The organism is Halorussus salilacus (assembly GCF_024138125.1).
Lineage (GTDB): Archaea > Halobacteriota > Halobacteria > Halobacteriales > Haladaptataceae > Halorussus > Halorussus salilacus.
In genome coordinates, this window is record NZ_CP099993.1 from 1,027,011 (window position 1) to 1,053,647 (window position 26,637).

The 26,637-nt window shown below is 64.8% G+C and carries 22 protein-coding genes; 13 read left to right on the forward strand and 9 right to left on the reverse strand.

Going from position 1 to position 26,637, the window contains the following annotated elements; genetic code table 11:
* Positions 1 to 13 precede the first annotated feature (13 nt).
* Entirely contained in the window at positions 14 to 442 is a 429-nt protein-coding gene (locus NGM10_RS05245; RefSeq protein ID WP_253482581.1) for a hypothetical protein, read from the forward strand.
* A 170-nt stretch (positions 443 to 612) separates the two neighbouring features.
* Here the strand turns inward: NGM10_RS05245 and NGM10_RS05250 are convergent, their stop codons facing one another.
* Positions 613 to 1,518, reverse strand: a complete 906-nt coding sequence (locus NGM10_RS05250; RefSeq protein ID WP_253482583.1) for a PhzF family phenazine biosynthesis protein — start codon at positions 1,516 to 1,518, stop codon at positions 613 to 615.
* A gap of 114 nt (positions 1,519 to 1,632) precedes the next feature.
* Between NGM10_RS05250 and NGM10_RS05255 the strand changes: the two genes are divergently transcribed.
* From NGM10_RS05255 to mtnP, 3 genes are all read left to right on the forward strand, one after another.
* A complete protein-coding gene (locus tag NGM10_RS05255) occupies positions 1,633 to 2,328 on the forward strand; it encodes a phosphoribosyltransferase (RefSeq protein WP_253482585.1) in 696 nt (231 codons plus the stop codon).
* A gap of 138 nt (positions 2,329 to 2,466) precedes the next feature.
* Positions 2,467 to 3,003, forward strand: a complete 537-nt coding sequence (locus NGM10_RS05260) for a hypothetical protein (RefSeq protein ID WP_253482587.1) — start codon at positions 2,467 to 2,469, stop codon at positions 3,001 to 3,003.
* A gap of 63 nt (positions 3,004 to 3,066) precedes the next feature.
* The gene (gene mtnP / locus NGM10_RS05265; protein ID WP_253482588.1) at positions 3,067 to 3,921 is read left to right on the forward strand and encodes an S-methyl-5'-thioadenosine phosphorylase; all 855 of its coding nucleotides are present in this window, start codon (positions 3,067 to 3,069) and stop codon (positions 3,919 to 3,921) included.
* A gap of 242 nt (positions 3,922 to 4,163) precedes the next feature.
* On the opposite strand, the gene NGM10_RS05270 is transcribed toward mtnP, so the two are convergent.
* The 3 genes from NGM10_RS05270 to NGM10_RS05280 are packed head-to-tail and all read right to left on the reverse strand — an operon-like array spanning position 4,164 to position 9,177.
* Positions 4,164 to 5,300, reverse strand: coding sequence for a segregation/condensation protein A (locus tag NGM10_RS05270; protein ID WP_368408647.1), 1,137 nt, complete (start codon positions 5,298 to 5,300; stop codon positions 4,164 to 4,166).
* A complete protein-coding gene (gene smc / locus NGM10_RS05275) occupies positions 5,293 to 8,874 on the reverse strand; it encodes a chromosome segregation protein SMC (protein WP_253482592.1) in 3,582 nt (1,193 codons plus the stop codon). Before smc ends, NGM10_RS05270 begins: the two co-directional genes overlap by 8 nt.
* 21 nt (positions 8,875 to 8,895) lie before the next feature.
* Entirely contained in the window at positions 8,896 to 9,177 is a 282-nt protein-coding gene (locus tag NGM10_RS05280) for a DUF7518 family protein (protein WP_253482595.1), read from the reverse strand.
* Between the two features lie 638 nt (positions 9,178 to 9,815).
* Between NGM10_RS05280 and gatB the strand changes: the two genes are divergently transcribed.
* Positions 9,816 to 11,303: an Asp-tRNA(Asn)/Glu-tRNA(Gln) amidotransferase subunit GatB gene (gatB, locus tag NGM10_RS05285; protein WP_253482597.1), complete on the forward strand. Its 1,488-nt coding sequence runs from the start codon at positions 9,816 to 9,818 to the stop codon at positions 11,301 to 11,303.
* 137 nt (positions 11,304 to 11,440) lie between these two features.
* Here the strand turns inward: gatB and NGM10_RS05290 are convergent, their stop codons facing one another.
* Entirely contained in the window at positions 11,441 to 12,838 is a 1,398-nt protein-coding gene (locus NGM10_RS05290; protein ID WP_368408656.1) for an MATE family efflux transporter, read from the reverse strand.
* Positions 12,839 to 13,226: 388 nt separating this feature from the next.
* Here NGM10_RS05290 and NGM10_RS05295 point away from each other — a divergent pair, with 388 nt between their 5' ends.
* Positions 13,227 to 15,788: a DNA topoisomerase I gene (locus NGM10_RS05295; RefSeq protein ID WP_253482603.1), complete on the forward strand. Its 2,562-nt coding sequence runs from the start codon at positions 13,227 to 13,229 to the stop codon at positions 15,786 to 15,788.
* Between the two features lie 64 nt (positions 15,789 to 15,852).
* Positions 15,853 to 16,215, forward strand: a complete 363-nt coding sequence (locus tag NGM10_RS05300; protein WP_253482606.1) for a winged helix-turn-helix domain-containing protein — start codon at positions 15,853 to 15,855, stop codon at positions 16,213 to 16,215.
* Positions 16,216 to 16,220: 5 nt separating this feature from the next.
* On the opposite strand, the gene NGM10_RS05305 is transcribed toward NGM10_RS05300, so the two are convergent.
* Complete coding sequence (locus NGM10_RS05305; RefSeq protein ID WP_253482609.1) at positions 16,221 to 16,535, reverse strand: hypothetical protein; 315 nt, start codon at positions 16,533 to 16,535, stop codon at positions 16,221 to 16,223.
* 352 nt (positions 16,536 to 16,887) lie between these two features.
* On the opposite strand from NGM10_RS05305, the gene NGM10_RS05310 reads away from it, so the two are divergent.
* Complete coding sequence (locus NGM10_RS05310; RefSeq protein ID WP_253482612.1) at positions 16,888 to 17,172, forward strand: hypothetical protein; 285 nt, start codon at positions 16,888 to 16,890, stop codon at positions 17,170 to 17,172.
* Between the two features lie 7 nt (positions 17,173 to 17,179).
* Here NGM10_RS05310 and NGM10_RS05315 read toward each other — a convergent pair whose 3' ends face one another.
* A complete protein-coding gene (locus tag NGM10_RS05315; RefSeq protein ID WP_253482615.1) occupies positions 17,180 to 21,334 on the reverse strand; it encodes an Eco57I restriction-modification methylase domain-containing protein in 4,155 nt (1,384 codons plus the stop codon).
* A gap of 122 nt (positions 21,335 to 21,456) precedes the next feature.
* Here NGM10_RS05315 and NGM10_RS05320 point away from each other — a divergent pair, with 122 nt between their 5' ends.
* From NGM10_RS05320 to NGM10_RS05335, 4 genes are all read left to right on the forward strand, one after another.
* Positions 21,457 to 22,179 carry a phosphoglycerol geranylgeranyltransferase gene (locus tag NGM10_RS05320; protein ID WP_253482617.1) on the forward strand — a complete coding sequence of 241 codons (723 nt, stop codon included), beginning with the start codon at positions 21,457 to 21,459 and terminating at the stop codon, positions 22,177 to 22,179.
* A 196-nt stretch (positions 22,180 to 22,375) separates the two neighbouring features.
* A complete protein-coding gene (locus NGM10_RS05325) occupies positions 22,376 to 23,320 on the forward strand; it encodes an ABC transporter ATP-binding protein (protein ID WP_253482619.1) in 945 nt (314 codons plus the stop codon).
* Positions 23,313 to 24,113: an ABC transporter permease subunit gene (locus tag NGM10_RS05330; RefSeq protein ID WP_253482621.1), complete on the forward strand. Its 801-nt coding sequence runs from the start codon at positions 23,313 to 23,315 to the stop codon at positions 24,111 to 24,113. Before NGM10_RS05325 ends, NGM10_RS05330 begins: the two co-directional genes overlap by 8 nt.
* Before the next feature lie 25 nt (positions 24,114 to 24,138).
* Complete coding sequence (locus NGM10_RS05335) at positions 24,139 to 24,744, forward strand: TetR/AcrR family transcriptional regulator (RefSeq protein WP_253482624.1); 606 nt, start codon at positions 24,139 to 24,141, stop codon at positions 24,742 to 24,744.
* A gap of 71 nt (positions 24,745 to 24,815) precedes the next feature.
* On the opposite strand, the gene NGM10_RS05340 is transcribed toward NGM10_RS05335, so the two are convergent.
* The gene (locus NGM10_RS05340; RefSeq protein ID WP_497007317.1) at positions 24,816 to 25,361 is read right to left on the reverse strand and encodes a PIN domain-containing protein; all 546 of its coding nucleotides are present in this window, start codon (positions 25,359 to 25,361) and stop codon (positions 24,816 to 24,818) included.
* Positions 25,358 to 25,660 (reverse strand): UPF0175 family protein, encoded by a 303-nt coding sequence (locus NGM10_RS05345; RefSeq protein ID WP_253482630.1) that lies wholly within the window; start codon positions 25,658 to 25,660, stop codon positions 25,358 to 25,360. Before NGM10_RS05345 ends, NGM10_RS05340 begins: the two co-directional genes overlap by 4 nt.
* Before the next feature lie 100 nt (positions 25,661 to 25,760).
* Here NGM10_RS05345 and NGM10_RS05350 point away from each other — a divergent pair, with 100 nt between their 5' ends.
* Positions 25,761 to 26,597: a pantoate kinase gene (locus NGM10_RS05350; protein WP_253482631.1), complete on the forward strand. Its 837-nt coding sequence runs from the start codon at positions 25,761 to 25,763 to the stop codon at positions 26,595 to 26,597.
* The last annotated feature ends 40 nt before the right edge of the window (positions 26,598 to 26,637 follow it).

Genomic DNA, 26,637 nt, shown 5'->3' on the forward strand with positions numbered 1-26,637 from the left:
CGTGTCCACCCCCATGGACGCGAGTAGTTCGATACGATGGGCGCTCTACTACGTCGCGCTCTCGGCGGTCGCCGCGCTGGTCGGCGGCGGACTGGTCGCCGGGGGCGTCGTTCTCGGGCTGGGAACCGCCTACGCTCAGCTGACCGGCGGCGCGGCCGTCGGGTCGGTCCTCGGGACCGCCGCGCCCGGTCTCGCGGTCGCCGCCCTCGGCGCGCTGGTCTGGGTCGTCGGAACCGTCGCGGCGGCCGTCAAGGTACTCACCGAGGCCGTCGACGAGCAGATGCGCGAGCGCTTCGACAGCGAGAAAGTAAAGAGCGAGATACTGAGCGTGCTCGACGACCGGCTCTCGGAGGTCGAACACGACGCGAGCGAGACCCGCCGGAAGGTCTCGGAACTCAAGCGCGAGGACGTGGCCAACGAGTTCGAGTTCGGCGAGAACTGACCGAAGGTCGACACAAATGCGAAAATAGTAGGCGTATTGTCACGATAGCGAAGGTCGTGTCGGTCGGTGGCTTCGTCGGTATCGGCTACCTCTATCTTCGCTCGTACTGGATCGACGACGGCTGGCTCAACAGCGAACTGTTCCGGTGAACGCTGGCGAGAGAAATCCGCCTACACCTCGATGATGTCGTCGCCGTCGTCTCGTTGCGGAACGCGCAGTTCCCCGTCGAACGCGGTCGCCGCCCGACCGCCGACCCGGACCTCGTCGCCGACCCGGACCCGCACGTACCCGGGGCGGTCCACGAAGTGGCCCTGCTCGAAGCGCATCTCCTCGGGAAGTTCCCCATCAAAGGCGCGGAATTCCCGGAGGTACGCCCCGCACGCGCCGCTGGCGGTCCCCGTCACGGGGTCCTCGGGCACGCCCGCGGCGGGCGCGAACATCCGGGCGTGGAGGGCCGAGTCGGCTTCGAGCGCGTCGAAGGTGAACGCGTAGATTCCCGCGGCGTCGAGTTCCTCGCTGATGGCCTCGATCTCACCGAGGTCCGGGTCCATCCCGCTGACGTGTTCGAGGAAGTTCACCGGAACCACGAGGAACGGGAGGCCGGTCGAGGAGACCGCGAGCGGCAGGTCGGCACCCACGTCCCGGAGCGCGGCGTGGTCGATGCCGAGCGCGCCAGCCACGCGCTCGTAATCGAGGTCGACCTCGCGGATTTCGGGGTCGTCCTGAGTCATCCAGACCGTCCCGTCCTCCCGGACCTCGATGTCGAGAACGCCGACGTTGGTTTCGAGGGTGTGGGTTCCCGGGTCGACGACGCCCTCGTCGAGGAGGTGGGCGTGGGAGGCGATAGTCGCGTGACCGCAGAGGTCGACCTCCGTGGTCGGGGTGAAGTACCGGATTCGGCGGTCGGCGTCGTCGCTCTCGCTGAAGAACGCGGTCTCGCTGACCGCGAGTTCGTTGGCGACCGCCTGCATCTGGGCGTCGCTCAGGTCCTCGGCGTCCGGGACGACCCCCGCGGCGTTCCCGGCGAACGGTTCGTCGGTGAATGCGTCGACCAGCAGGGCGCGTCGGGTTTCCATGCGCGGGACCACGGACGCCGCCCTCATATCAGTTGGCACCTTCGAATCGCGCGAAACCGCGGGAGACCCACCTGTAAACCGTTAAGTGTGCAGGGACACGAATCCCGAGTTGGTATGAGCGAACTCCCCGACGAGTTCAAATGCACGATTACGAACTGGGAGTACATCTACGGACTCTGTCGCGGCGTCAGCGACCAGGTCAAGCGCGACTCCTTCGAACCGGACGTGGTGGTCGCGCTGGCGCGCGGGGGCTGGTTCGCGGGCCGCTGTATCTGTGACTTCCTCGGACTCGACGACCTCACGAGCCTCAAGATGGAACACTACGTGGGCACCGCCCAGAAGAGCGGCGAACCCGAGGTCCGGTATCCGATGCCCGAAGGCAGCGTCGAGGACAAGGACGTCCTCATCATCGACGACATCGCCGACACCGGCGGCTCCATCCAGCGCGCCTACGAGTACGTCACCGACCGCGACGCCGGAGAGGTGCGGACCGCGACCCTCCAGCTCCTCCAGACCAGCGAGTTCGACCCCGACTACGTCGGCGAGCGACTCGACGAGTGGGCGTGGATCGTCTACCCGTGGAACTTCATCGAGGACATGATAGACATCACCTCGGGCGTGATGGAGAAAGGCGACGGCGAGGCGTTCACGACCGAGGAGATTCGCCACCTCCTCAGCGACTACCACGACATCGAGCGCATCGAGATGGAGATCGCCCAGCCCGACCGGATGGACGAGGTGCTCGACGAGATGGCGCGTCGGGGCGTGCTGGAGCGGGACGGGGAGGAGTGGCGGTTGGCCGAGGCCTGATCACTGCTACGGGCGGAGCAGGTCGAGCGTCTCGGTGCCTGATACCACGCTACTCTTGCACACCCCCGGGTTCGTCTACCTGACCAGCGTCCCGAGGTTCAAGTACGAAGACGGGACGAATTCGGGACGAGTGAGTTCATGCGAGAGCGAACGCCCGAATGGCTGACGCAGATAAGACGAGGGTTACGTGACGGGAAGAACTGGTTCGTACAGGAACTGCGGTCGCTACCGCCGCTCGTCCGGTTGGGCGGATGGGCAGTCTTTCAGGCGGTTCTGTTCAAGATTCAGCCACAGCTGTGGCACGGACTGACCACGATAGCTCGCTTCGTCGGGGGACTGACTACGCTACACGTACGGACTCGTCTTCTGAGTATCGTTTTGCTGTTTCTCGCCGGACAGACCGCATTGGTCGTGTCCAAGCTTAATAAGCTCCGGATGATAGTCAAAAATATGGAGGGCTCGATCCGCGAGGAGACCGGACCGGTGACCGACGGCGGTTCACGAACCGAACTAGTGCGCGAAGAGGAATCCGGACCGTCCGGAGTCGGTGCGGTCTGCGGAGCGGTCGCTGGCGGGGCCTTGGGCATCGCCTGGGGACCCGCCGGGGTAATCGGTCTCGCGATCTTGGGTGCGATGGTCGGCGACGAGTGGGAACAGCGCGTTCTGGAGGTCTGAAACGTCGCGCCGAATACGCCCGAAAGGGTAGCCGTTTAGTACCCGCCGACGCGACTGTACTGCATGACAATCGGCTTCATCGGTGGAAGCGGAATCTACGACGCACTGCCCCTCGAAGACACCCGCGAAGAGGAGATATCGACGCCGTTCGGCGACCCGAGCGCGCCCGTCACTATCGGCGAACTCGCCGGGGAGGAGGTCGCGTTCCTGCCGCGACACGGGTCGGACCACCAGCACACGCCGACCAACGCGCCGTACAAGGCCAACATCTACGCGCTGAAGCAGGTCGGCGTCGAGCGCGTCCTGTCGAGCAACGCGGTCGGGAGCCTCCGGGAGGACCTCCCGCCACAGACGCTCGTGGTCCCCGACCAGATATTCGACCGGACCAAGCACCGCGACGCGACGTTCTTCGGCGACGGCATCGTGGTCCACATGCCGTTCGCCGACCCCTACTGTCCGCACATGGTCGACCACCTCGCGGAGACCTGCGAGACCGCGACCGACGCGGAATCGGAGAAGGGCGGCACCTACGTCTGCATCGAGGGGCCCCAGTACTCGACCCGCGCCGAGAGCGAGTTCTACCGCGAGCAGGGCTGGGACGTCATCGGCATGACCACGATTCCGGAGGCCAAGTTGGCCCGGGAGGCCGAGATGTGCTACGCGACGGTCACGGGCGTCACCGACTACGACGTCTGGAAGGAGGACAGCGAGGTCACCCTGCAGGAGGTGCTGGACAACGCCGCCGAGAACGAGGAGGCCATCAAGCAGGTCGTCGAGAGCGCCATCCGGAACATGCCCGACGAGCGCGAGTGCGACTGCGGATCGGCGCTTTCGGGCACTATCAACACGCCGACCGACGCGATTCCCGACGAGACCCGCGACCGCGTCGACGCGTTCGTCGGCGAGTATCTCGACTGACCACCCGCGACCGCGGTCGCTACCGACCGCGGACGTATTCGAGCGCCTCGGCGACCGCCTCGGGGTCCACCCGCCCCTCGGTCTCTTCGAGGCGCTCGCGGAACCTCGTCGGTGTCATGTGTTACCATACGTGGGCCACAGTGATAAGCGTATTGTTGACATACGACACACGTCGGCGGTTCTCGACTTCCCGCGTCGAATCTCGCTGAGAAGCGCGCGAGAGAAAGGGGAGCGCGGAGAAGTCAGTCGGCGACGGCCTCGACCTCCGAGTCTGGGTCGGCCTCGCGGTCGTCGGCGTCGCCGACCGCGTCGGCGTCCCGGACCCAGAGGTCGCCGAACAGGTCGTCCTGTTCGAGGACGACCACCTCCCGATGGGAGAGGAACAGCACCGCGAGGAACGTCTCGATGCGAGAGCCGCCCGCGGTCTCTATCTCGGCGTACAGCACCTCCTCGCGGCCCGACTCGTAGTGGGCGTCGAGTTCCGCGCGCACGTCGTCGATGACCGCCTCGATGTCCTCGCCGTGGGCGGTCCCGAGCGCGTCCTCCTCGGAGGGTTCGTCGTCCATCCGCATCCCGTCGTCCATCCGGTAGTCGAGGGTCTGGGTACCCCGCTCGAACCCGCCGGGCGACTCGGAGGTGTCGTAGCTCCGCGAGTCCTTCCACCACGACCCGCGCTCGCGCTCGCGGAGCTCCCGAACGAGTTCGTCGAGGGTCTCGGGCGTCCCGCGAGCGGTCTTGCGGTCGAGTCGGCGCTCCATCTCGGCTTCGAGCTGGTTCACGGGGTCGTGGGCCGGGAAGTCGCCGTCGCCGTCCATCGGCGCGTCCATCCCCGGGCCCCACTCGGCCCACGGGTCCTCGGGTTCCTCCTCTTCGTCGTCGTCGGCCAGCATGGCGTCGCTCTTCATCCGGAGCAGGACGCTCGCGTAGAACAGCGCCCGGCCCGAGGTCCGGAGGTCCACCTCGTCGAGCCGGTCGAGGAACTTGTCGGTGACCGTGACGATGTCGATGTCCCACGGCTCGATCTCGCCCTCCTCGGCCAACTGGACGAGGAGTTCGACGGGTTCGGCCTCGTCGTCGGCGGCGTCGGGGGCCTCCGCCGCGACCTCGTCGAGGATGGTCGCGTCCTCGCCGGACGCTGATTCGCCCGACTCGGACTCGCTCGGCGAGTCCGAGTCGGGGCCGCCGAACGGGTTCTCCGTCCCCTCGCGCTCGCGCTTCTCCTCCTCGTGGCCCGCGATGTTCAGCGGAATCTCGTCGGCATCGGCTCGCGGGTCGTCGCTACGCTCCTCCCCGCTCGCGTTTCGAGATTCCCCCGGAAAATCGCTGTTCGCGGCTTTGCCGCTCACGTTCTCCGAGGAGCGTGGCTCCTCGCTAGTCATCGGCAGGCACCTCTTCGTCGCCGTCTCCCAGCTGGATGCCCGTCACGGTGCTGACGTTGTCGCCCTGCATCGTGACGCCGATGGCGCGTTCCGAGCGCTCCATCATCGCCGACCGGTGGGAGACGACCACGAACTGGGCGTCGCCAGCGAGTTCGTCGACCATCTCGCCGACGCGCTCGGCGTTGGCGGCGTCGAGGAAGGCGTCGACCTCGTCCAAGGCGTAGAACGGCGCGGGGTTGTACCGCTGGATGGCGAAGATGAAGGCCAGCGCGGTCAGGCTCTTCTCGCCGCCAGACATCGCGTCGAGGCGCTGGATGGGCTTGTCGCCCGGCTGGGCCTTCATCGTCAGCCCGCCCTCGAAGGGGTCGGCTTCGTCTTCGAGGTGGAGGTCGCCGGTCCCGTTCGAGAGGCGCTCGAAGATGTGCTGGAACTGGTCGTCGATGGCCTCGTAGGCCTCCATGAAGGTGGCCTTCTTCTGGGACTCGTAGGAGTCGATGCGCTCGCGTATCCCGTCGCGCTCCTCGACCAGCACCGACTTGCGCTCTTCGAGGTCGTCGAGGTCGGCCTCGACCTCGTCGTACTCGTCGATGGCGAGCATGTTGACGGGTTCGAGCGCCTCCATCTGGCGTTCGAGCCGCGCGATGTTGTCCTCGACCTCGTCGAGGTCGGGAATCTCGTCGGCGTCGTAGTCGCCGACCCGCTCTTCGAGTTCCGCCACGTCGGCTTCGAGGCGCTGTTCGCTCCGGCGCAGACTTTCGAGGCGGTTCTCGACCGACTCGACCTCCGATTTCTTCTCGTCGCGGTCCTGCTGGGCCGCCCGGAGGTCGTCCTTGAGGTCGGTCCGCTCGTCTTTGAGCTCGGTGAGCTCCTCTTCGAGCTCCTCGACCGCCGCGCGCTTCTCGTCGAGGAGGTCCTCGTTGTCCTCGATTTCTGCCTCCAGCTCCGAAATCTTCTCCTCCTGTTCGGCCTTGCGGTTCTGGGCGCGCTCGATGTCGTCGTGGAGGTCCTCGATGGCGTCCTCGGCGTACTGCTTCTCCAACTGGAGCTCGTTGAGTTCGCCGTCGAGGTCGTCGATCTTCTCCTCTAGCACCTCGATGTCGGCCTCGATGTCCTCGGCCTCCGCGGTGAGTTCCGGAATCCGGGAGTCGGCGAGTTCGGCTTCGAGTTCCGCAATCGAGTCCTCCACGTCGGCGATGACTGCCTCGCGCTCGTCGATCTCGTCCTCTATCTCCTGCATCTGCTCGTCGACCGCCTCGCGTTCGGCCTCCATCGCGACGAGTTCGTCTTCGAGGTCGTCGATGCGCTCGCGGACCTCCTCTAACTCCGAGTCGGTCCGCTCGATGTCGGACTCGATGGACCGGACTTGGTCGGTGGCGTCGCTCTTGCGGTCGCGAGCGTCGTCGAGGCGGCCCTCCACGTCGCGGACGTCCTCGCGGATGGACCGGCGCTCGTCCTCCAGTTCGTTGATGCGCTTGGCGACCCGTTCGAGTTGGCCCTTCCCCGACTTCGAGAACGAGTAGCGCGACCCCGACTTCGACCCGCCGGTCATCGCGCCGCTCTTCTCGACCAGCTCGCCCGAGAGGGTCACCAGCCGGTAGTCGCCCATGAAGTCGCGGGCGGTGTCGAGGTTCTCGACGACCAGCGTGTCGCCGAGGACGTACGAGAAGATGCCCGAGTACTGCGAGTCGAAGTCCACGAGGTTGTACGCGAAGTCCACCACGCCCGGCGCGTTGGGGGCCGACGGGAGGTTCCGGTCGTGCATCTCCGTCATCGGCAGGAAGGTCGCGCGCCCGGCGTTCCGGGACTTGAGGTACTCGATGCAGTCCTGACCGACGCCGTCGTCGTCGACGACCACGTTCGCCATCCGGCCGCCCGCCGCGGTCTCGCAGGCGGTGGCGTACTTCTCGGAGACGCTCCCGAGCTGGGCGACCGCGCCGTGGACGCCGTCGAGTCCCGCGTTCAGGACCGTCGAGACCGCGCGGCCGAACGACGAGTCGCCGTTCTCGTCGGCCTTCGCCTCCAGTCTGGCGTACTCGCTCTGTTTGGCCTGTAGCTCGTCCTCGACCGAGTCGAGGTCGCTCTGGAGTTCGCGCTTCTCCTGCTTGAGGTCCTCGACCACGTCGTCTATCTGGGCCCGATTCCGCTCGGCCTTGGCGAGCTCGTCTTCGAGGTCGTCGAGCTTGGTCTCCAGCTCGGGAATCCGCTCGCGGGCCTCGTCCAGCTCGGTCTCCTTCTCGCTCTCGGCGTTCGAGCGCCGCCGGGCCTCGTCGAGCAGGCGGTCCTTCTCGCGCTGGAGGTCGTTCTTCTCGCCCTTCTCCGCTTCGAGGCGCTCCTTGCGCTCGGCGAGTTCGGCCTTGACCTCGTCGTACTCGGTGTCGATGGCGTCTATCTCGGCCTCGACCTCCTCCAGTTCGGCCTCCTTCCCCTGGAGGTCGGCCTTCACCGACGACTTCTCTATCTTGATGTCGCGGATGTCGCTTTCGAGCTCGTCGACGGTCTCCTGCTTGCGGTCTATCTCGACGAAGGCCTGTCGGCGGGTGTTCTCGGCGTCCTGAATCTTCTCCTCAGCCGACTCGATTTTGTCTTCGAGCCGCGATATCTCGCCCTTGACCTCCTCGATTTCGCTCTTGATTTCGAGCTGTTCGTCCTCGCCCTTTCGTTCAATCTCGGCGTTCAGCTCCTCCAGTTCGTCTTCGAGTCGGACGACCTTCCCCTGCTTCGCGTCCAGTTCTGCCTGCAACTCGGCGAGTTCGTCCTCGCGCTCGTCGATGTCCTCGCGGGTGTGACGGAGGTCCTCGCGCTTCTCTTCGAGCTCCGCGGCGCGGACGAACCCCTCGTACTCCTCTTTCTCCTCGCGCAGTCCCTGGTATTCGAGGGCGGTCTCGCGCTCGTCTTCGAGCTGGTCGAGGCGTTCGCGCTTCTCCTCGATGCGGAGTTCGGCCTCGTCGATGCGCTCTTTGACGACGTCGAGCTCTTCGAGGGCGTCTTCCTTCTTGGCGTCGAACTCAGCGACCCCCGCTATCTCGTCGATGATCTGGCGACGCTCGTAGGGGGTCATGTTGATGATCTCGGTCACGTCGCCCTGCATGACGACGTTGTACCCCTCGGGCGTGACTCCGGCCTGCGCGAGCAGGTCCTGAATGTCCGAGAGGTTGACCGACCGACCGTTGAGGTAGTAGTAGGAGTAGTAGTTGTCGTCGGTCTCCTTGACCCGGCGCTTGATGGTGATCTCCTCGACGTCGCCGACGTTCTCCGATCCGGCGGCGTTGACGACCTGCGCCCGGTCTACGGTGCCGTCGCCGTTGTCCAGCACCACCTCGACGCTGGCCTCGCGGGGGCCGCTCGACGCGTCGCCCTCGCCAGCGTGACCAGGATTGTAGATGAGGTCGGTGAGTTTCTCGGCGCGGATGCCGCGGGTCCGAGCGAGGCCGAGCGCGAACAGGATGCTGTCGATGATGTTGCTCTTTCCGGAGCCGTTCGGCCCGCTGACGGTCGTGAAATCCTCGTAGAACGGGATCTCGGTCTTGCGTCCGAAGCTCTTGAAGTTGTCCAAGACGAGCTTTTTGATGTGCATGATTGCTCGTACGGGGCCGCGTTACGCGACGATGATGTCGTCGCCCAAGCCGGAATCGTCCCCCGTCTCGTCTTCTTCCTTGGACTGGTCGCTTTTAGACTCGTCGTTATCATCGTTCGCTCGCGGGGAACTCGGTCCTCCCGCCGCGTCGGCCGACCTGCCGTCGGTCGCGGCACCCTCCGACTCCAGCGTTTCGAGGCGCTCGTTGACTTCGACGAGTTCCTCGGTCAGTCCCTGCACCGTCGCTTCGAGCCGGTCTATCTTCGCTTCGAGTTCCTCGACTCGCTCGTCGGCGTCACTCATTATGCGTGAGGGGTCACGGGAGGACCATAAACGTACGTCAGACGAATATCAATGAATTTATAGTTCGGATTGGCGGTGACCGAGGCGTGACAGTTCGACCGCCAAGCACCGCCAGAAAGCGCTCGGCGACCCCGTCCACCGTGAATCGGGCGGTGACATGGACCACCGGAAACGCCCGGTGAACCGTCCGACCGGAATCGGCCGACTGGACAATCCACGGGGTGGGGACTTCCGAAAGACTGCGCTTCGTCGTCGCGCCGTCGGCGCGACTGCTCGGAAGAGCGAAGCCCTTCCGGCGCTTGTCTTTCGACTTCCCACTTGCTCCGCTCGCGGGAATGAAAGGGGCCGCCCGCTCGCGGTCACGCGAGCGAAGCGAGTGTGACCTCGGGAGACGCAAGTTGTCTCCCGGCGCTTGCATGGTCGTCTCAGCGACCCCTATCCGGAGCGAACGAAGTGAGCGGAGGATATGTCGCTGAGCGACCGCGAGCGGGCGGAGGCTTTCTGGACGTTCACGACGTCACCGTGTCCAATTCCTAACGAACGGGAACTCTTCCAGACCATTCCCCGAAATCGCTCCGGAAATTCGTCTCCGCGCAGTCCCGTAGCCTTTTAACGCTCACGCCCCGAACGGGCGGGTAATGACCCCTCAGGCTGTCCAGCAGGAGGACCTCGCGGTCGTCATCGGACTGGAGGTCCACGTCCAGCTGGAGACGGACACGAAGATCTTCTGCGGCTGTTCGACCGACGTGGCCGACGACGAACCGAACACCCACACCTGTCCGGTGTGTCTCGGCCTTCCGGGCGCGCTCCCGGTGCTGAACGAGGCGGCGGTCGAGTCGGCCGTGAAGGTTGGGAAGGCCATCGACGCCGACGTCCCCGAGGAGACCACGTTCCACCGGAAGAACTACTTCTACCCCGACCTGCCGAAGGGGTTCCAGATAACCCAGTACGACGCGCCTATCTGTCAGGACGGCGAGCTCGCCGTCGAGGTCGACGGCGAGCGCCGGACCGTGGGCATCCAGCGCGCCCATCTCGAAGAGGACCCCGGGAGCCTCCAGCACCAGGGCGGCAACATCGACAGCGCCGACTACACGCTGGTCGACTACAACCGCGCGGGCGTCCCGCTGATGGAGATCGTGACGGAGCCCGACTTCCGTGGTGCCGAGGAGGTCCGGGCCTTCCTTGCCAAGCTCGAGGAGGTCCTCGAATATCTGGGCGTCTTCGACAGCGGGCGCGACGGGAGCCTCCGAATCGACGCCAACCTCAGCGTCGTCCCCGCCGACGAGGTCGGCGACGACGGCGAGATTAGCGAGGAGACCCTCGAAGAAGCCAACCGGACCGAGGTCAAGAACATCTCCAGCCACAAGGGCGCACAGAAGGCGCTCTCCTACGAGGCGACCCGCCAGAAGAACTCCATCAAGCGCGGTCGCGAGATAGCACAGGAGACCCGCCACTGGGACGAGGCCCGCGGCGTCACCGTCTCGATGCGCTCGAAGGAGGAGGAGAAGGACTACCGCTACTTCCGCGAGGCCGACCTGCCGCCCCTGCAGGTCAGCGACTGGAAGCAGAAGTTAGAGATTCCCGAGCTTCCGGACGCGCGCCGCGAGCGCTTCCGCGAGGAGTACGGCCTGAGCGAGGAGGCGGCCTCGAAGCTCACCTCCACCAAGCAGGTCGCCGACTTCTACGAGGACGTGGCGAGCGAGTTCGACCCCGACCTCGCGGCGACGTGGGTCGCCGACAATCTGCTCGGCGAACTCAACTACCGCGATATGGCGATTACGGACGTTGCAGACCGCCTCGACGAGTTCAAGCGACTCGTCGAACTCGTCGCCGACGAGGAGATCACCACCAAGAACGCCGAGGAGGTCGTCCTCCGCGAGATGCTCGACGAGGGCGAGGACCCCGAGACCGTCATCGACCGCGAGGACCTCGGCAAGGCCGACGAGGGCGCGGTCGAGGGCGCGGTCGCGGAGGCCATCGAGGAGAACCCCGACGCGGTCGAGGATTACCACGCGGGCGAGGACGGCGCGCTCAACTTCCTCGTCGGGCAGGTGATGCAGAAGACCGGCGGGAGCGCCGACCCCGGTTCGGTGAACGGACTGCTCCGCGAGCGACTCGACGAGTAAGCGTGATTGCGAGCAGGCGGCGCGTGGATCGGTTCGGATGTCCATCGGTCACGAGGGGCGCGCCGCGCTCCCGCTTCGACCCCTCGCGGCAGTTCTCAGGTCACGGGGAGGGTTGGCCGCGGCTTCGGATTTAAAGTTCAGTCCCCGGGCGTCACCGACTCGTCTTTCTCGATGACGCCCTCCTTCCAGCGGCCGAGACCGAACCAGAGGACCCCGACCGCGAACGACCCGAGCGCCGACGCAGACCACGCCCACCAGAGGCCGTCGGTACCCCACGCGAATCCGGCGACGGAGACCCCGCCGAGGGTGACGGTCCCCTGATACGCGAACAGGAGCGCGAGCGGGATGCGGAACACCCACCGCGAGAGGAACGAGAGCGCCATCGCGACCGTCGTGTCGCCAGCACCCCGGAACCCGCCCTGCACGACCATCAGCCCGCCGAAGAAAGCGAGGAAGGGCGCGATGATTCGGAGGAAATCGACGCCCTCCGCGACCACCGCGGGCTCGCGGATGAACACCCGCATCGCCTCGGCGGGGAACGCGAACATGAGCGCTCCGGCCCCGAACAGGACCGCCATCGTTCCCGCGGTCGCCTTCCACGTAACCTCGGCGGCACGGTCGGGCGTGTCGGCTCCGAGGTTCTGGCCGACGCCGGTCGCGGCCGCCTGCCCGACCGCGCCCGAGACGGTCCACGACACCGACATCAGTCGGACGCCGACGCCGTAGGCCGCGGTCGGAATCGGGCCGAACCGCGCGACCAGCGCGGCCATCGCGACCGCCGCGAAGCTGCGGGCAGCGCCGTCGACGGTCGCGGGCGAGCCCACGGTCACGAGCTTCTTCATCACCGGCCTGTCGGGCCGGAGGTCCTCCAGTCGGAGTCGGACGCCCCAGTCCCCGCGAACGAGGATGTAGATGCCGACGAGGGCCACGAGGACCCGCGAGATGAGCGTCGCGACCGCCGCTCCCCGGGTGCCCCACTCGGGGAACGGGCCCCAGCCGAGGATGAAGAAGGGGTCCAGCACCACGTTCAATCCCGCGGAGATGACCATCAGCCACATCGCGGTCTTGGTGTCGCCCGCGCCCCGGAGGACCGCCCGGAAGACGAAAAAGAGGAACGTGAAGGGGATGGCGACGAACAGGACCTCGATGTACGCCAGCGCGTCGGTGTACACCTGCCCCTCCGCGCCGACCAGCGAGACGAGGGGTTCGCGGACGGCGAACCCGACCGTCGCGAGCGTCAGCCCGACCGCGACCGCGAGCAGGACGGTCTGGGCGACCACGTTGTCTGCCCGGCGGTCGTTGCCCGCGCCGACGTGCTGGGAGACCAGCGCGACCGACGCCGCGGTCAGCCCCATCGCGACCGAGACGAACATCCACGAGGTCGGGAACATCAGCGAGACCGCCGCGACCGCCTCGGGACTGACGCGACCCACCCAGAACATATCCGCGAGGTTGTAGAACGTCTGGAGGAGGTTGCCCGCGACGAGGGGCCACGACAGACTCATCAGTTTCGGCGTGATGGCCCCGGTCGTCATGTCGACTCGGCTGTCGGCTTGCTTCGACACGGCTCTCGGTGGTCAATCGGGCAAGACGTTCTTAAACGCATCCGTTCCCGTTCGGTTCTGCCGGGTTCCGACCGGACAGCGCGGTCGCCGACCGCGCTGTCCGGTCCCTCGACACGACTCCTATTCCACGACACGACTCCTATTATTTGACTTCCCGCCCGCGCACCCGGACACACCCGCGCGTGAGCGCGCTTGCCCCGTCGCCTTCGTGCGATTTTTCGCGGCGAAAGCTTTACCCACCCTGTTGTCCTACCGGGAACACGATGACCGACCAGCGACCCCCGGAGCGACACCTGAACTCGGGGCGACGTTCGGAGCGACCCCCGAGTCCCGGACGACCCCCGACGGGAGGTGAGGCATGGAGCTGATAATCACCGAGAAGGACAACGCCGCGCGGCGCATCGCCGACATCCTGAGCGGCGAGTCGGCCGAAGCCGACCGCCGAAACGGCGTCAACGTCTACGAGTGGGGCGGCAAGCGGTGCATCGGCCTCTCGGGCCACGTCGTCGGCGTGGACTTCCCCGACGAGTACAACGACTGGCGCGACGTCGAGCCGGTCGAGCTCATCGACGCGCCCATCGAGAAGAAGCCCACGAAGGAGAACATCGTCCGGACGCTGCGCCTGCTCGCGCGCAAGGCCGATCTGGTCACCATCGCGACCGACTACGACCGGGAGGGCGAACTCATCGGTAAGGAGGCGTGGGAGCTCGTCCGCGAGGTCAACGACGAGGTCCCCATCCGGCGGGTCCGGTTCTCCTCTATCACCGACAACGAGGTGGTCGACGCCTTCGAGGACCCCGACGAACTCGACTTCGATCTGGCCGCCGCGGGCGAGGCCAGACAGGAGATAGACCTCATCTGGGGCGCGGCGCTGACGCGATTCCTCTCGCTGTCGGCCCGCCAGCTCGGCGACGACTTCATCTCGGTCGGGCGGGTGCAGTCGCCCACCCTCAAGCTCATCGTGGACCGCGAGCGCGAGATCGAGGCGTTCGACCCCGAGGACTACTGGGAGCTGTTCGCCGACCTCCTGAAGGAGGACGCCGACGAGGACGCCGCGTTCGAGTCCCAGTACTTCTACCTCGACGACGAGGACAATGAGGCCGAGCGCGTCTGGGACGAGGAGACCGCAGAATCCGTGTTCGAGGCGCTCGACGCCGCGACCGAGGCGGTCGTCGAGCGCGTCTCCCGGCGCACCCGGACCGACGACCCGCCAGCGCCGTTCAACACCACCCAGTTCATCCGCGCGGCGGGGAGTCTGGGTTACTCGGCCCAGCGCGCGATGAGCATCGCCGAGGACCTCTACACCGCGGGCTACATCACCTACCCGCGGACCGACAACACGGTCTATCCCGACGATTTGGACCCCGAGGAACTGCTCGACGCCTTCTCGGGCGACTACCACTTCGGCGACGACGCCGACGACCTGCTGGAGGCCGACGACATCGAACCCACCGAGGGCGACGAGGAGACCACCGACCACCCGCCCATCCACCCGACCGAGGACCTGCCGACGAAGGGCGACCTGAGCGACGACGAGTGGGAGGTCTACGAACTCGTCGTCCGGCGCTTTTTCGCCACCGTCGCCGATTCGGCGAAGTGGGAGCACCTCAAGGTCGTGGCGGGCGTCGAGGCCGACGGCGACACCCACCGGCTCAAGTCCAACGGCAAGCGCCTCGTCGAGGAGGGCTACCACGCGGTCTACCCCTACTTCAACACCTCCGAGAACTACGTCCCCGACGTGACCGAGGGCGAGCAGCTCGCGGTGACCGACGCTCGCATCGAGGACAAGCAGACCCAGCCCCCTCGCCGGTACGGCCAGTCGCGGCTCATCGAGACCATGGAGAAGATGGGGGTGGGGACCAAGAGCACGAGACACAACACCGTAGAGAAGCTCTACGACCGCGGCTACGTCGAGGGCGACCCGCCCAGACCCACCCAGCTCGCGAAGGCGGTCGTCGAGGCCGCAGAGGAGTTCGCCGACCTCGTGGTCAGCGAGGAGATGACCCGCGAACTGGAGGAGGACATGACCGCCATCGCGGAGGGCGAGGCCGACATCGAGGACGTGGCCGACGAGTCCCGGGAGTACCTCCAGCAGGTCTTCGAGGAGCTCCGGGAATCCCGCGAGGAGGTCGGCGACCTGCTCCAGAAGTCGCTGAAGGCCGACAAGACCCTCGGGCCGTGTCCCGAGTCGGACCACGAACTCCTCGTCCGCCAGAGCAGGCGGGGGTCGTACTTCGTCGGCTGTGACGGCTACCCCGACTGCGAGTACACCCTCCCGCTCCCGAACACGGGCAAGCCGCTCATCCTCGACGAGGAGTGCGAGGAACACGGCCTGCGCCACGTCAAGATGCTCGCGGGCCGCCAGACGTTCGTCCACGGCTGTCCCCTCTGCAAGGCCGAGGAGGCCGACGAGGAGGACGACGAGGTCATCGGGGTCTGCCCGGAATGTGGAGAGGGCGTTGCTCCGGAGGAGCAACGAAGCGAAGGCGGTGAAACCGCCGAAGCCGACGGCGGGGAGTTGGCCATCAAGCACCTCCAGAACGGGTCGCGGCTCGTGGGCTGTACGCGGTACCCCGACTGCGACTACTCCCTGCCGCTCCCGCGTCGGGGGGACATCGAAATCACCGACGAGCGCTGCGAGGAACACGACCTGCCCGAACTCGTGGTCCACAACGGCGACGAGCCGTGGGAACTGGGGTGTCCCATCTGCAACTACCGCGAGTATCAGGCCCGCGAGAGCGAGTCGGGGAGCGACCTCGAATCCGTGGACGGAATCGGCTCGAAGACGGCCGAGAAGCTCGCGGCGGCGGGCGTCGAGAGCATCGAGGACCTCAAGGAGGCCGAAGTCGAGACGGTGGCCTCGGAGGTCAGCGGGGTCAGCGAGGACCGACTCCGGAGCTGGCAGGCGAAGGCGGACTAGTCGTTCCAGCGAATCTCGTCCCACCCCTCGAAGTATTATAGGACTCGAAGATTTTGTGGTCCGTATGAGTAGCGAACCCAATCACGTCAGCGACCGGAGTATGCGAGAAAAGCGACTCGCGTATCCGAGTGGCTGGCTCTACCTCTGTCAGCACGAGAGCGTTCACTTCATTATCGACGCGCTCCTGCAGGTCGACCCGAAGAAGGAGTTCAACAAGACCGAACTCGCCGAGTTCGCGGGCATCAGTGCCCAGAGCGTCCGCCGTCACATCGACAAGCTCGTGGAACTCGGCGTCGTGGCCGAGACGGCGGGCGGCAAGCGATATCACTACAATCTGGAGAGCGAGGTCGGCCAGCTCATCGCCGAACTCAACGGGGAAATAAACGCAATCGGGGCGGGCCGTGCCGACCCGACGAGCGACGAGTAGAGGTGTCACCCCTCCACCGCGTTCTCTGCGATTTCTATCTCCTCGTCTGTCAGTCCGCACAGTTCGTAGACCATCTGGTCGATTAGCTCGCGGGTCGTCTCGATCTTCTCGTCCAGTTCCTCGGCCCGCGCTTTCGTTTCGAAGTGCAGGGCGTCAGCGAGGACCGACTCCGGAGCTGGCAGGCGAAGGCCGACTGAGGAGATTCGCGTCGGCGTCCGTTTTTCTCGGTCCCCCTCCGTTGGAGCGGTCGCGGTCTGCAGTCGCGGTGCGGGTGCGGTCGCGGTGCGGATGCGGGTGCGGGTGCGGTCGCGGTTTCTCATCGCCGTCGGCAGTAGCTAGCGCCGCCGAAGAAGCGGTCCGGCAAAGCAAGCGTAACGCTCCGGCACGGCCGAACCGACAGTCTGGCACACCGGAACCGACAGTCTGACACGGCCGAAAAGCGGTCGGCGGCGGGCTATCGCGGCCGTTTCCGCAGGATGTGGTTCACCTACAAATCAGAATCGAGTCACTCGACTAGTCCCGAACCGGAAATCCCGAAACCCGCACTTTCGCCTAAATTCCCTAATTTTAAGACACGTCAGATGCAACGACAAACCACGACACTCGGCTCGTCACTGCAAAAGTGACAGGGTGTGACCGCACCCTGCCGGGTGTCGTGGAGCCACCACGACAATGTCAGATAATAATTCGGACCAAGATAGTAGTGTCGAATCCGAAAACGACGACTCGCACGTCTCGCCGGAGGTCCTCGCCGAATCCATCAGGCGCAAGACCGACGCGCTCCACGCGCAGGGCCTCGCCCTCGCCGACCGACTGGAGCGCATGGCCGAGGCCGACGACGGGGACGGGGAGGTGGACACCGCGGCCATGATGACCGAGCTGTTGGAGACCGCCAGCGACCTCGTGGAGGTGGCCCACGCGATAGAGACCGCGCGGTTGCACGACGACTCGGAGTAGTTCGGGGCTACTCTCCGACCGCGTTCTCGACGATTTCTATCTCCTCGTCGGTCAGGCCGTACAGTTCGTAGACGATCTGGTCGATGAGGTCGTCGGTCCGCTCGATTTTCGCGTCCAGTTCCTCGGCGCGGGCTTTGGTCTCGATGTAGCTTTTCAGTCCGGACTCAACGTCCTCGACTTTCGGAAGCGTGAGTTTCTTGAGTCGGTCCATGAGCGAGTTCGTCTTGGTGGCGTTGTCGCGGAAGTCGGCGAAGCCTCCGGCCTCCTCGACGGCGACCGGGACGAACGCCTCCACGAGGTCTGCCTCGGTCTCGGTCAGGTCGGTGATTCGGAGCGCGGGCAGGAACTCCGTCTCGGTGTAGCCGTACTGGTCGAGGTCGTGGCCGTCCTCCTCGTCGGGCTTGTAGCGCGCCGTGAGGTGGACGGTGACGCTGGTGGGGCCTTCGCGTTCGACCTTCGCGCGCTCTATCTGGAGTTTGGTTCTGGTCTCGGTGGTCTCGTTCAGGATGGAATTCGCAGAGCCTGCTGGGGGTTGGGTGAAGCCGATTTCGGTGATGGTCTGGCCGTCGGAGTAGTTTCCGAGGTAGTCCTGAAGTTGAAGGTTCAGTTGAAGATGAGACTGATTAAGTTCCATAATTTCTTCGCCGATATTTGATAGAAGTCTATAGACCTCAGTATCTCTATCTTCTGAGAGAATTTCAGAAGCAGAGTCCACGACATTTTCTATGCTCTGGGAACCATTTATTGCTCTGATCGCTTTCTCAGTAAGGCCGTTCTCAGACTCTTTTTTGTGACTCTTTGCTGGTCCCTCAATCTCTGCAATGGGGAGTTTATTGATGTGGTTCGGCACCACACTAAGATTGTCCGATAAGTTCGTCTTGTAGAACCACTGCATTAGTGACGAGTTCACTAATGTGAGCGGATAATAAATATTAGTGTATTTACTGGATTCTGGAGTCGCTTCTGGTATTCCGGGTCGGTTAACATCCTGAACATCTTGGATATTCACACACGGAATAAGTGTCGAGAAGCAGTAGTATCCGGTTTTATCTGCGACAGCCATCAAGCCCCGTCCACTAATTTTTCGGAAAACAATTTTATCACTTTCAAAGAGTTCCGCAAACATCGGATTATAGAGGTCTGATTTCTCGTAGATGATTCTCTCTGAAGGAGGGTTAAGTCGATATCGGCCAACAATATTTTGCCCACGAATCATTGGATATGAATTTGGTGCATCCGAATCCTTTACCACGTATTTCTCAGTTTTCTCTTTTGTTCCAGTTCGTAGTCCCCAGTTAACATAGAAGATTCTGTCAAATCGAAGAGATTGGTTTTTGATTTTTTGACTTAGCTCAACATCCTTGGCAGTTCTGGAAAGCCTGAAAGAGCTGTCATCTCTAGATACCGTTGTCTCGCGTGTTAATGAACCAGCCACCTGATGCGTATCGTCCTTCCATAACCGCAACTCAAACGATTTTTCGGATGAGTTACTATTTCTGAGAACGGGAATGAGGTTTGAAACAGTAACTCCCTTAAATACGCTCTTTTCTCTTAAATCAAGAATAGATTGAATCGACGTTTGTCTAAGTATAAATTCCCTAATCGGTTCTCCATAGGGCGCATTCGCAAATTTGTCTGGAATTATATATGAGAATGTGCCGTTTTCCCGAGTCAACTCAATTCCTTTCTGGGTGAAAATAACATAGAGATCGAATTTCATATGGGCGGTCTCATAGGTCGTTCTTAGGAATTCAACAAAGTCGTCATTTAAGGTATCTCCATAGATTCGAACGTACGGCGGATTCCCGACCACAGCATCGAACCCTGCATCCTCAGACACACCACCGTCCTCCCCGAAGAACACCTCGGGGAACTCCAGTTCCCAGTGGAAGAACTGTTCCTCACCAGCCATCGCCTGCGCGCTCCGGAACCAATCGGTCTCGGCCACGTCGGCCCACGAATCGTCGCGGAGCGCCTTCGCCATTCGCTCGTCGGCGTTGTCTGGCACGTCGAGGCCGAACTGTCCGGCGGTGTGGACCGACGCCATTTCGAGGAGGCGCTCGAACAGGGGGTCCTCGCGAATCTCCTCGTAGGTGCGTTCCATCTCCTTGATATCCGCGAGGGTGTCGTTCTCGATTGCCAGCAGGTCCTGCATGCGGTCCATCACCTGCTGGAGGGCCTGCTGGCGGGTCTGTTCCAGAAAGTCCTGCAGTTTCGCCTGTCCCGACGGGCCGTCCTCGTCGCTCGTGGACAGAATCTCGGTGATGTCGCTCCCGACCAGCGAGTTCCCGGCCTTGAGGTGGTGGTCGAGGAACGCCAGCGGCTGGTCGGCCGAGAGGGTTTCGAGCCACATCGAGAGCTTCGCGAGTTCGACCGCCATCCCGTTGAGGTCCACGCCGTAGATGCACTCCTTCGAGACCTCGCGGCGGATTTGCTCCTCGTCGAACAGCGTCGCGGTTTCGAGTTCCCGGACCTCGGCCATCACCTGCTCGGCGAGGTAGCCCGTCGCCTTCGTGAGGAAGTGACCGCTTCCCATCGCCGGGTCGAGTATCTTGAGTTCCTTGACTCGCTTCCAGAACTCCGTGACGTACTCGACGGTTCCGGGTTCGAGGTCCGTCTCCGCGAGGTCTTCGTCGATTTCCTCGATGAGGGGGTCGACCGTCTCCTCGACGATGTACGTCACCACGTAGTCGGGCGTGTAGTACGCGCCCGTCGCCTTGCGCTCGCCCTCGTCGTTGACGACGTACAGGCTCCCCTCCGGGACGGTCTCGACGGCGTCGGCGACCGACACCTCGGTCGCGGGCTTCCACACCTGCCCGCCGTCTTCCGAGACCGCGGCGTACTGCTCGGGCGCGATGCGGAATTCGTGTTCGAGCAGGCCCTCGTAGATGGACCCGAGATGTCGCGTATCGAGGTCGGCGTAGTCGGCGGGGACGAACTCGCCCTCGTCGGTCTCGGTGGTCGAGAGGCGGTAGATGACCTCCGCGATGTACTCGTCTGCGACCCGGTTTTCCGCCAGGAACTCGTGTTCGTCGGCGTCGAACAGTCCGCCGTTGTACGGCGGGATTCCGAGGTCGTCCTCGCCCTGGTCGATGAGGCGAAAGAGGTCCTGCAGTCGTTGCCATATCGACATCGAGTACTCGCTGTACGCCGAATCGAAGGACTCGCCCGAATCGATGGTGTCGAGGATGTCGAGGCGCTTGCGGTCGAGGCTGAAGTTCTCGTCGTACTTCTGCTTCGCCGTCGAGTCGTCGGGGTCGATGAGATTCCGGGATTCCGCGTAGAGGACGAACATCAGCCGATACAGCAACACCAGCGACTGCTCTTTGAGTTCGTCTAACGCCGCCTCGTCGTCGGGGTCGATGTGCAGGTCGTTCGTCTCGACGAACCCCTTCCCGAGGACCCGCAGCGCCGTGAAGACGTTGTCCTGAAGGTCTTCGCCGAGTTCCTGTGCCGCGGTCTCGCTTTCGTTCCAGACGGTATCGAGGAACGTGCTTCCCGAAACCTCGCGGAACGCTTCCGGACGGAAGAAGAGGTAGAAGTACTTGAAATCCTCCACGTCGCCGAATTCGAGCAGTTCCGGCAGGTCGATCTCGTAGAACGTCTGGGTCTCGTAGTCGTTCGTCCCGTAGAGTCGCCACTTCCGACCGTTGGTCAGGATGCCCCACTGGACCGACTCGGGCGTCCGTTCGAGATAGAACTTGACCTGATGGGAGGCGTCCCGATACTGGCGTTCCTCGCTGAATCGTTGCGTAAAGCTGGCGTTCCACTGCTTGGCTTCCAGTAGCCCGGAAGCCTTCTTGAACAGCACCTCCTCGTCGGCCTCCATGGCCTCCATCTCGGCTTCTCTGCGGGCCTCCTCGGAGTCGAACAGCAGTCGGTCGATGTACCCGCCTCCGTCGGGAAGCGTCACCTCCGGCCGTGAGCCGTACCCCAGAATTTCGAGAACGGGGTCTATCCACGCGTCAATCAGTGCGTCCTCTTTCTGCCCCTCGACCACCTTCTGCTCTCGCTCGTAGAGCGCCTGCAGTCGCTCGAAGGCCCCCTCGACACCCTCGGCGTCCTCCCATTCGTCCAGTTCGGCGATTCGCTCGTCGAGATAGTAGCCGGAGAAGAGATTGGAATTACGGTAGGGTTCCGAGGAGAGCGTCGGTTGGCTCATGGTAGCTATTCCTGAGTCATGTAGAACGAGGATAAGAAACTATTGAACTACTCGTCCCTTCTGCAACCACGAGCATTGGTGTTCCGAAGGGGTTTTAGCACGCCCGGAGGTTTACACGAACAATGACCGCCGCGTGGGACGACTGGGACCACATCGTCAAACTGGACCCGGACAAGACGCTCGTCGAGGGCGAGACCTTCGAGGACGTTTGCGAGACCGGTACCGACGCCCTCGAAATCGGGGGCACGACCGGCATGACCGAGGAGAAGATGGAGCGGGTCATCGCGGCCTGTGGCAAGTACGACGTACCCATCTATCAGGAGCCGAGCAACCCGGCCGTCGTGGTCGAGCGCGAGGAACTCGACGGCTACCTCGTGCCGACCGTGCTGAACGCGGGCGACGTGTTCTGGGTCACGGGCGCGCACGCCGAGTGGGCGCGCATCGACGACATCGACTGGTCGCGGACCTACTCGGAGGGGTACATCGTGCTCAACCCCGATTCGAGCGTCGCCGAGTACACCGACGCCGACTGCGGCCTCTCGCCCGAGGAGGTGGGGGCCTACGCCGAGGTCGCCGAACACCAGTTCGGCCAGCCCATCGTCTACGTCGAATACTCGGGGACGTTCGGCGACCCCGAGATCGTGGGGGCCGCCCGGGACGCCCTCGACGACGCCACCCTCTTCTACGGCGGGGGCATCCACGACTACGATTCGGCGTACGCCATGGCCGAGCGCGCCGACACCGTCGTGGTCGGCGACCTCGTCCACGACGAGGGCGTCGACGCGGTACGGGAGACCGTCGAGGGCGCGAAGGACGCCGCGTGCGCGACCACCGGGTCGGTCTGAGCCCGGGGTAGCGGCCGCTTTCGGACTCCGTTTTCTCCCTCGCGCGACCTGCGATAGCTGTGCTTCCCGCGCTCGTCGCGTTCTCGTCGCCCCGGCCCCGGCGAGCGCCGGGACCGGGGCGACGAGGACAGCTGACCGGGGCGCATCGTGAACGTCTGACCGATTCATTCATCTATTCAGAGATTCAAGGGGACGCATGAGCGCCATCGAGACGGCCGGGCTGACCAAGTACTACGGCGACACCCGGGGCATCGAGGACCTCTCGCTGTCGGTACGGGAGGGCGAGGTGTTCGGGTTCCTCGGGCCGAACGGCGCGGGCAAGACCACGGCCATCCGGACCCTGCTCGGACTCATCTCGCCGACCGCGGGGTCGGCGACCGTGCTGGGCCGGGACGTGACCGACGAGCGCGAACTCATCGAGGCCAAGCGCGACATCGGCTACCTCCCGAGCGACCCCGGCTTCGACGAGGGTGCGACCGGGCGGCGACTCGTCCGGTACCACGCCGACCTCAAGGGCGACGAGCGCAGCGACGAGCTACTGGAGCGATTCGACCCGCCGGTCGAGCGGGAGGTCGGCGAGTACTCCCGCGGGAACGTCCAGAAGCTCGCACTCGTGCTGACGTTCATGCACGACCCCGACCTCGTGGTGATGGACGAACCCACCTCGGGGCTGGACCCCCTGATGCAGGAACGGCTCTACGAGTTCATCGAGGAAGAGCAGGCGCGGGGCACGACCTTCTTCTTCTCCAGTCACGTCCTGAGCGAGGTCCGGAAGGTCTGTGACCGCGTGGGCATCATCCGAGAGGGCCGACTCGCGGCGCTGGAGGGCGTCGAGGAACTCCTCGACCGGAGCGGCAAGCGCGTGGCGGTCAGCGTCGAGGGCAGCCTCGACCCCGCCGACTTCGACATCGAGGGCGTCCACGACCTGAGCGTCGGCGACGCCGACGCCTCGTTCATGTACACGGGCGAGTACGACGCCCTGCTCGACCACCTCCGGAACTACCGGATTCGGGACATCGAGATCGAGGAGGCTCCCCTCGAAGCCGTGTTCATGAAGTTCTACGGCGACGCGCCCGACGGGGACGGGGGGGAGACGGTTCCGCAAGCCAACGCCACCGCGGGAGGCGAGACCGATGCTTGAGATCGCCGGGTACGAGGCCGAGCGGAAGGTCAGGGGCGTCCTCGTGCTGTCGGCCCTGCTCGCGGCGATGTCGCTGCTGTTCGTCGCACTGTTTCCCTCCATCGCGGAGTCGGGCGCGGATTTGGACGCCTACATGGAGAGCCTCCCGCCCGCGATGCAGGCGGCGTTCGGCGCGACCGGCGCGTTCTCCATCGCGACCATCGAGGGCTTTCTGGCGGTCGAACTCTACCAGTTCTTCTGGTTGCTGATGCTGGGCATCTACCTCGCGTATCAGGCGGGCGGACTCATCGCGGGCGACGTCGAGCGCGACCGCATGGACGTTCTGCTCGCCGCGCCCGTCTCCCGTCGGCGGGTCGTGGTCGAGAAGTTCGCCTCGCTGGTGCCGGGCGTCCTCGCGCTCAACCTCGTGGTCGGCGCGGCGGTGTACGCGACCGTCCTCGCCATCGGCGAGTCCATCGCGGTCGCCGACCTCGCGATGGTCCACCTGCTGTCGATACCCTACCTGCTCGCGTGCGGGGCCATCGGTCTCGTGCTGTCGGTCGCGTTCGACGACGCCGACGTCGCCAAGCGGGGCGGTCTCGGGGCCATCTTCGGCCTGTTCCTGCTCGATACGGTGAGCGAGTCGGCCGACCTCGCACTGCTCGGCGCGGTGAGTCCCACCAGATACTACGACCCGACCGCGGTCCTCGTGTCGGGCGAGTACGACCTCGCGGGCGCGGTCGTGTTGCTCGCGGCGACCGCGGCGCTGGTCGCCGCGAGCGCGTGGTGGTTCCGGAGGAAGGATATCGCATGAGCCGAAACGAGGGGACCACCGACGGATGAGGGGGTTCGGAGACGCCGAGCGCGAACGCATCCGCGAGCAACTCCGCGAGACCGGTCGGGACCTGTTCGCGCGATACGGCCTCGACAAGACCACCGTCGCCGACCTGACCGACCCCGCGGGCATCGCCACCGGGACCTTCTACCGGTTCTACGACTCGAAGGCCGAACTCTACTACGATGTCCTCCGGGAGGAGGGCGAGCGACTCGCCGAGGACATCGTCGCCGAGTCGTTCGAGGCCCACGACGACCCCGAGGAGGCCATCGTCGCGTTCCTCACCCTGCTGTGCGACGAGATGGAGACGAACCCGCTGGTCCGTCGCCTCGTCGCCGACGACGACATGCGGCGGCTGACCGAGCAGTTCGGCGACGGGGAGATGGCGGCCGAGCGCGACGAGTCGCTTTCGTACCTCCGGCCCTTCATCGAGGAGTGGCAGGAGGAGGGGCGACTCAGAGACGGCGACCCGGACGCCCTCGCGGGCGTCCTCGGGGTCGCGAAGTTCGTCCCCTACCACCGCGAGGACTTCCGCGACGAGGAGTACTACCGGGAGGTCCGCGACGCGTTCATCGAGACGCTCGCGGCCGGGTTGGTCCGAATGGAGTAGGCTTCCGGCGACCGTCTCGTGCGGCCTCGTATGGCGATGCGCGACCGTCGGCGGCCGAGTCCGTAGACCGACTACTCGCGTTTCGCCGCATCTTCGACCAGTTCGTACGCTTTTTCCCGGAGTTCGCCGGTCATGTGTAGGCCGTGGCTATCGACTCGGCGGACTAGCTTCTTGCCCTCTTCGGCGGTCATGTCTCGCACCTCGACTGCACGGACGATGACGCCGATAGTTCCCGTAACCGTCGCACCGAGGCCGCGGGCGACGGTTCGGACTCGCCTGTCGTCGGAGACGACGCCGACGTTCCTCCCGGAACCGATTCCGTGGAGAACGTCGGATATCACCGCCACGTCGCCGTTTACTTCGCGCTCGTCGAGCACGTCCTTCGCCTCCTCGTAGCGCGACGGAGTGTCGGGAGTCCCAACGTACTGAAGGAAATCCGGAGGCTCGTCGCTGTGAAGGTGTCGGTGGAGATTCGTCTTCGCCGGTTCGGTCGTCACCTCCGCCTCGACTCGTGGAAGGGGTCGGAGATTCCCATCGAGACAGGCGAGTAGATCGAGCTCTCCGAGCTGACCGAGGGCGATGAGTGTCGTCGCATCGACTAAAATCCGCCGCGTCATAGCTCGCGCGCCGATTCGGCATCGGCCTCCAAGTCCTCGGGCGACAACTGCGAGGTCAGATTGCGCTCGCGGGCGATTTCGAACCACTCGCCCAGAGAGACTCCGGCGATTCGGGCCGCCTCGTTGACCGAGACCTCGCCCGATTGGTACCGTTCGACTGCGATTCGGACCCGGATATCACGGAGTCCCTCTTGGAGTGCTTTCCTGATGGTCGTGCTCTTGTCCTCTTCGAGCAGTTCCGCGACCTCTTCCAACGTTGCGTCTTCGTCGTCCGGAATCCGGGCGCTTATCGAGGGCATGTATACGCTGTAATACAGCGTAATCACGCATAAAGCTACGCACGTTCTCCGTCGGCAGATATTACAACCGTTAAAAACCCCGAACGCCCATCAGGGACCGATGACCGAGAATTCGGCCCGGGCGTTCGTGCCGGGCCACGTCACCGGCTTCTTCAGCGTCCACGAGGCCGACGACCCCGAACAGGCGGGGTCGCGCGGCGCGGGGCTGACCCTCTCGGAGGGCGTGACCGTCGAGGTCGAACCCGCCCACGAGACGGCGATGCAGTTGAACGACGAACCGGCCGCCGTCGAGGCGGTCACGCGGGTGCTCGACGCGCTCGACGCGGAGGCCCGCGTGACCGCCCGCACCGACCTGCCGGTCGGTGCGGGCTTCGGGGTCTCGGGCGGAGCCGCGCTCGGGACCGCGCTGGCGGCCAACCGGGTCTTCGAGTGCGGGCGGTCGGAGAACGAACTGGTCGCCATCGCCCACCGGGCGGAGGTCGAGGCCGGGACCGGACTCGGCGACGTGGTCGCGCAGGCCCGCGGCGGCGTCCCGATTCGGCTGGACCCCGGCGCGCCCGAGTACAACCGGATGGACGGCGTGCCCGCTCGGGCGCGCGTGGAGTACCTCACGCTCGGCGAGCGCTCGACCGCCGAGGTGCTGTCGGGCGATACCCGGCGACTCTCGGAGGTCGGCGTGGACATGCTCGTCCGCCTCGTCGAGCGGCCCACCCTGCCGACGCTGATGGACGCCTCCCGGGAGTTCGCGGCCGCGACCGACCTGCTCACGCCCGAAGTGCGCGAGGTGCTGGACGACGTGCGGGACGCCGACGGCGAGGCCGCGATGGCGATGCTCGGCGAGACGGTGTTCGCCTTGGGGACCGGCATCTCCGACGCGGGCTACGACCCCGAGGTCTGCGAGACCCACCCCGCGGGCGCGACGCTGCGGACCGAGTGACGCGCATCGCAACAGATATGGTGGCTTGGTGATAGTATCG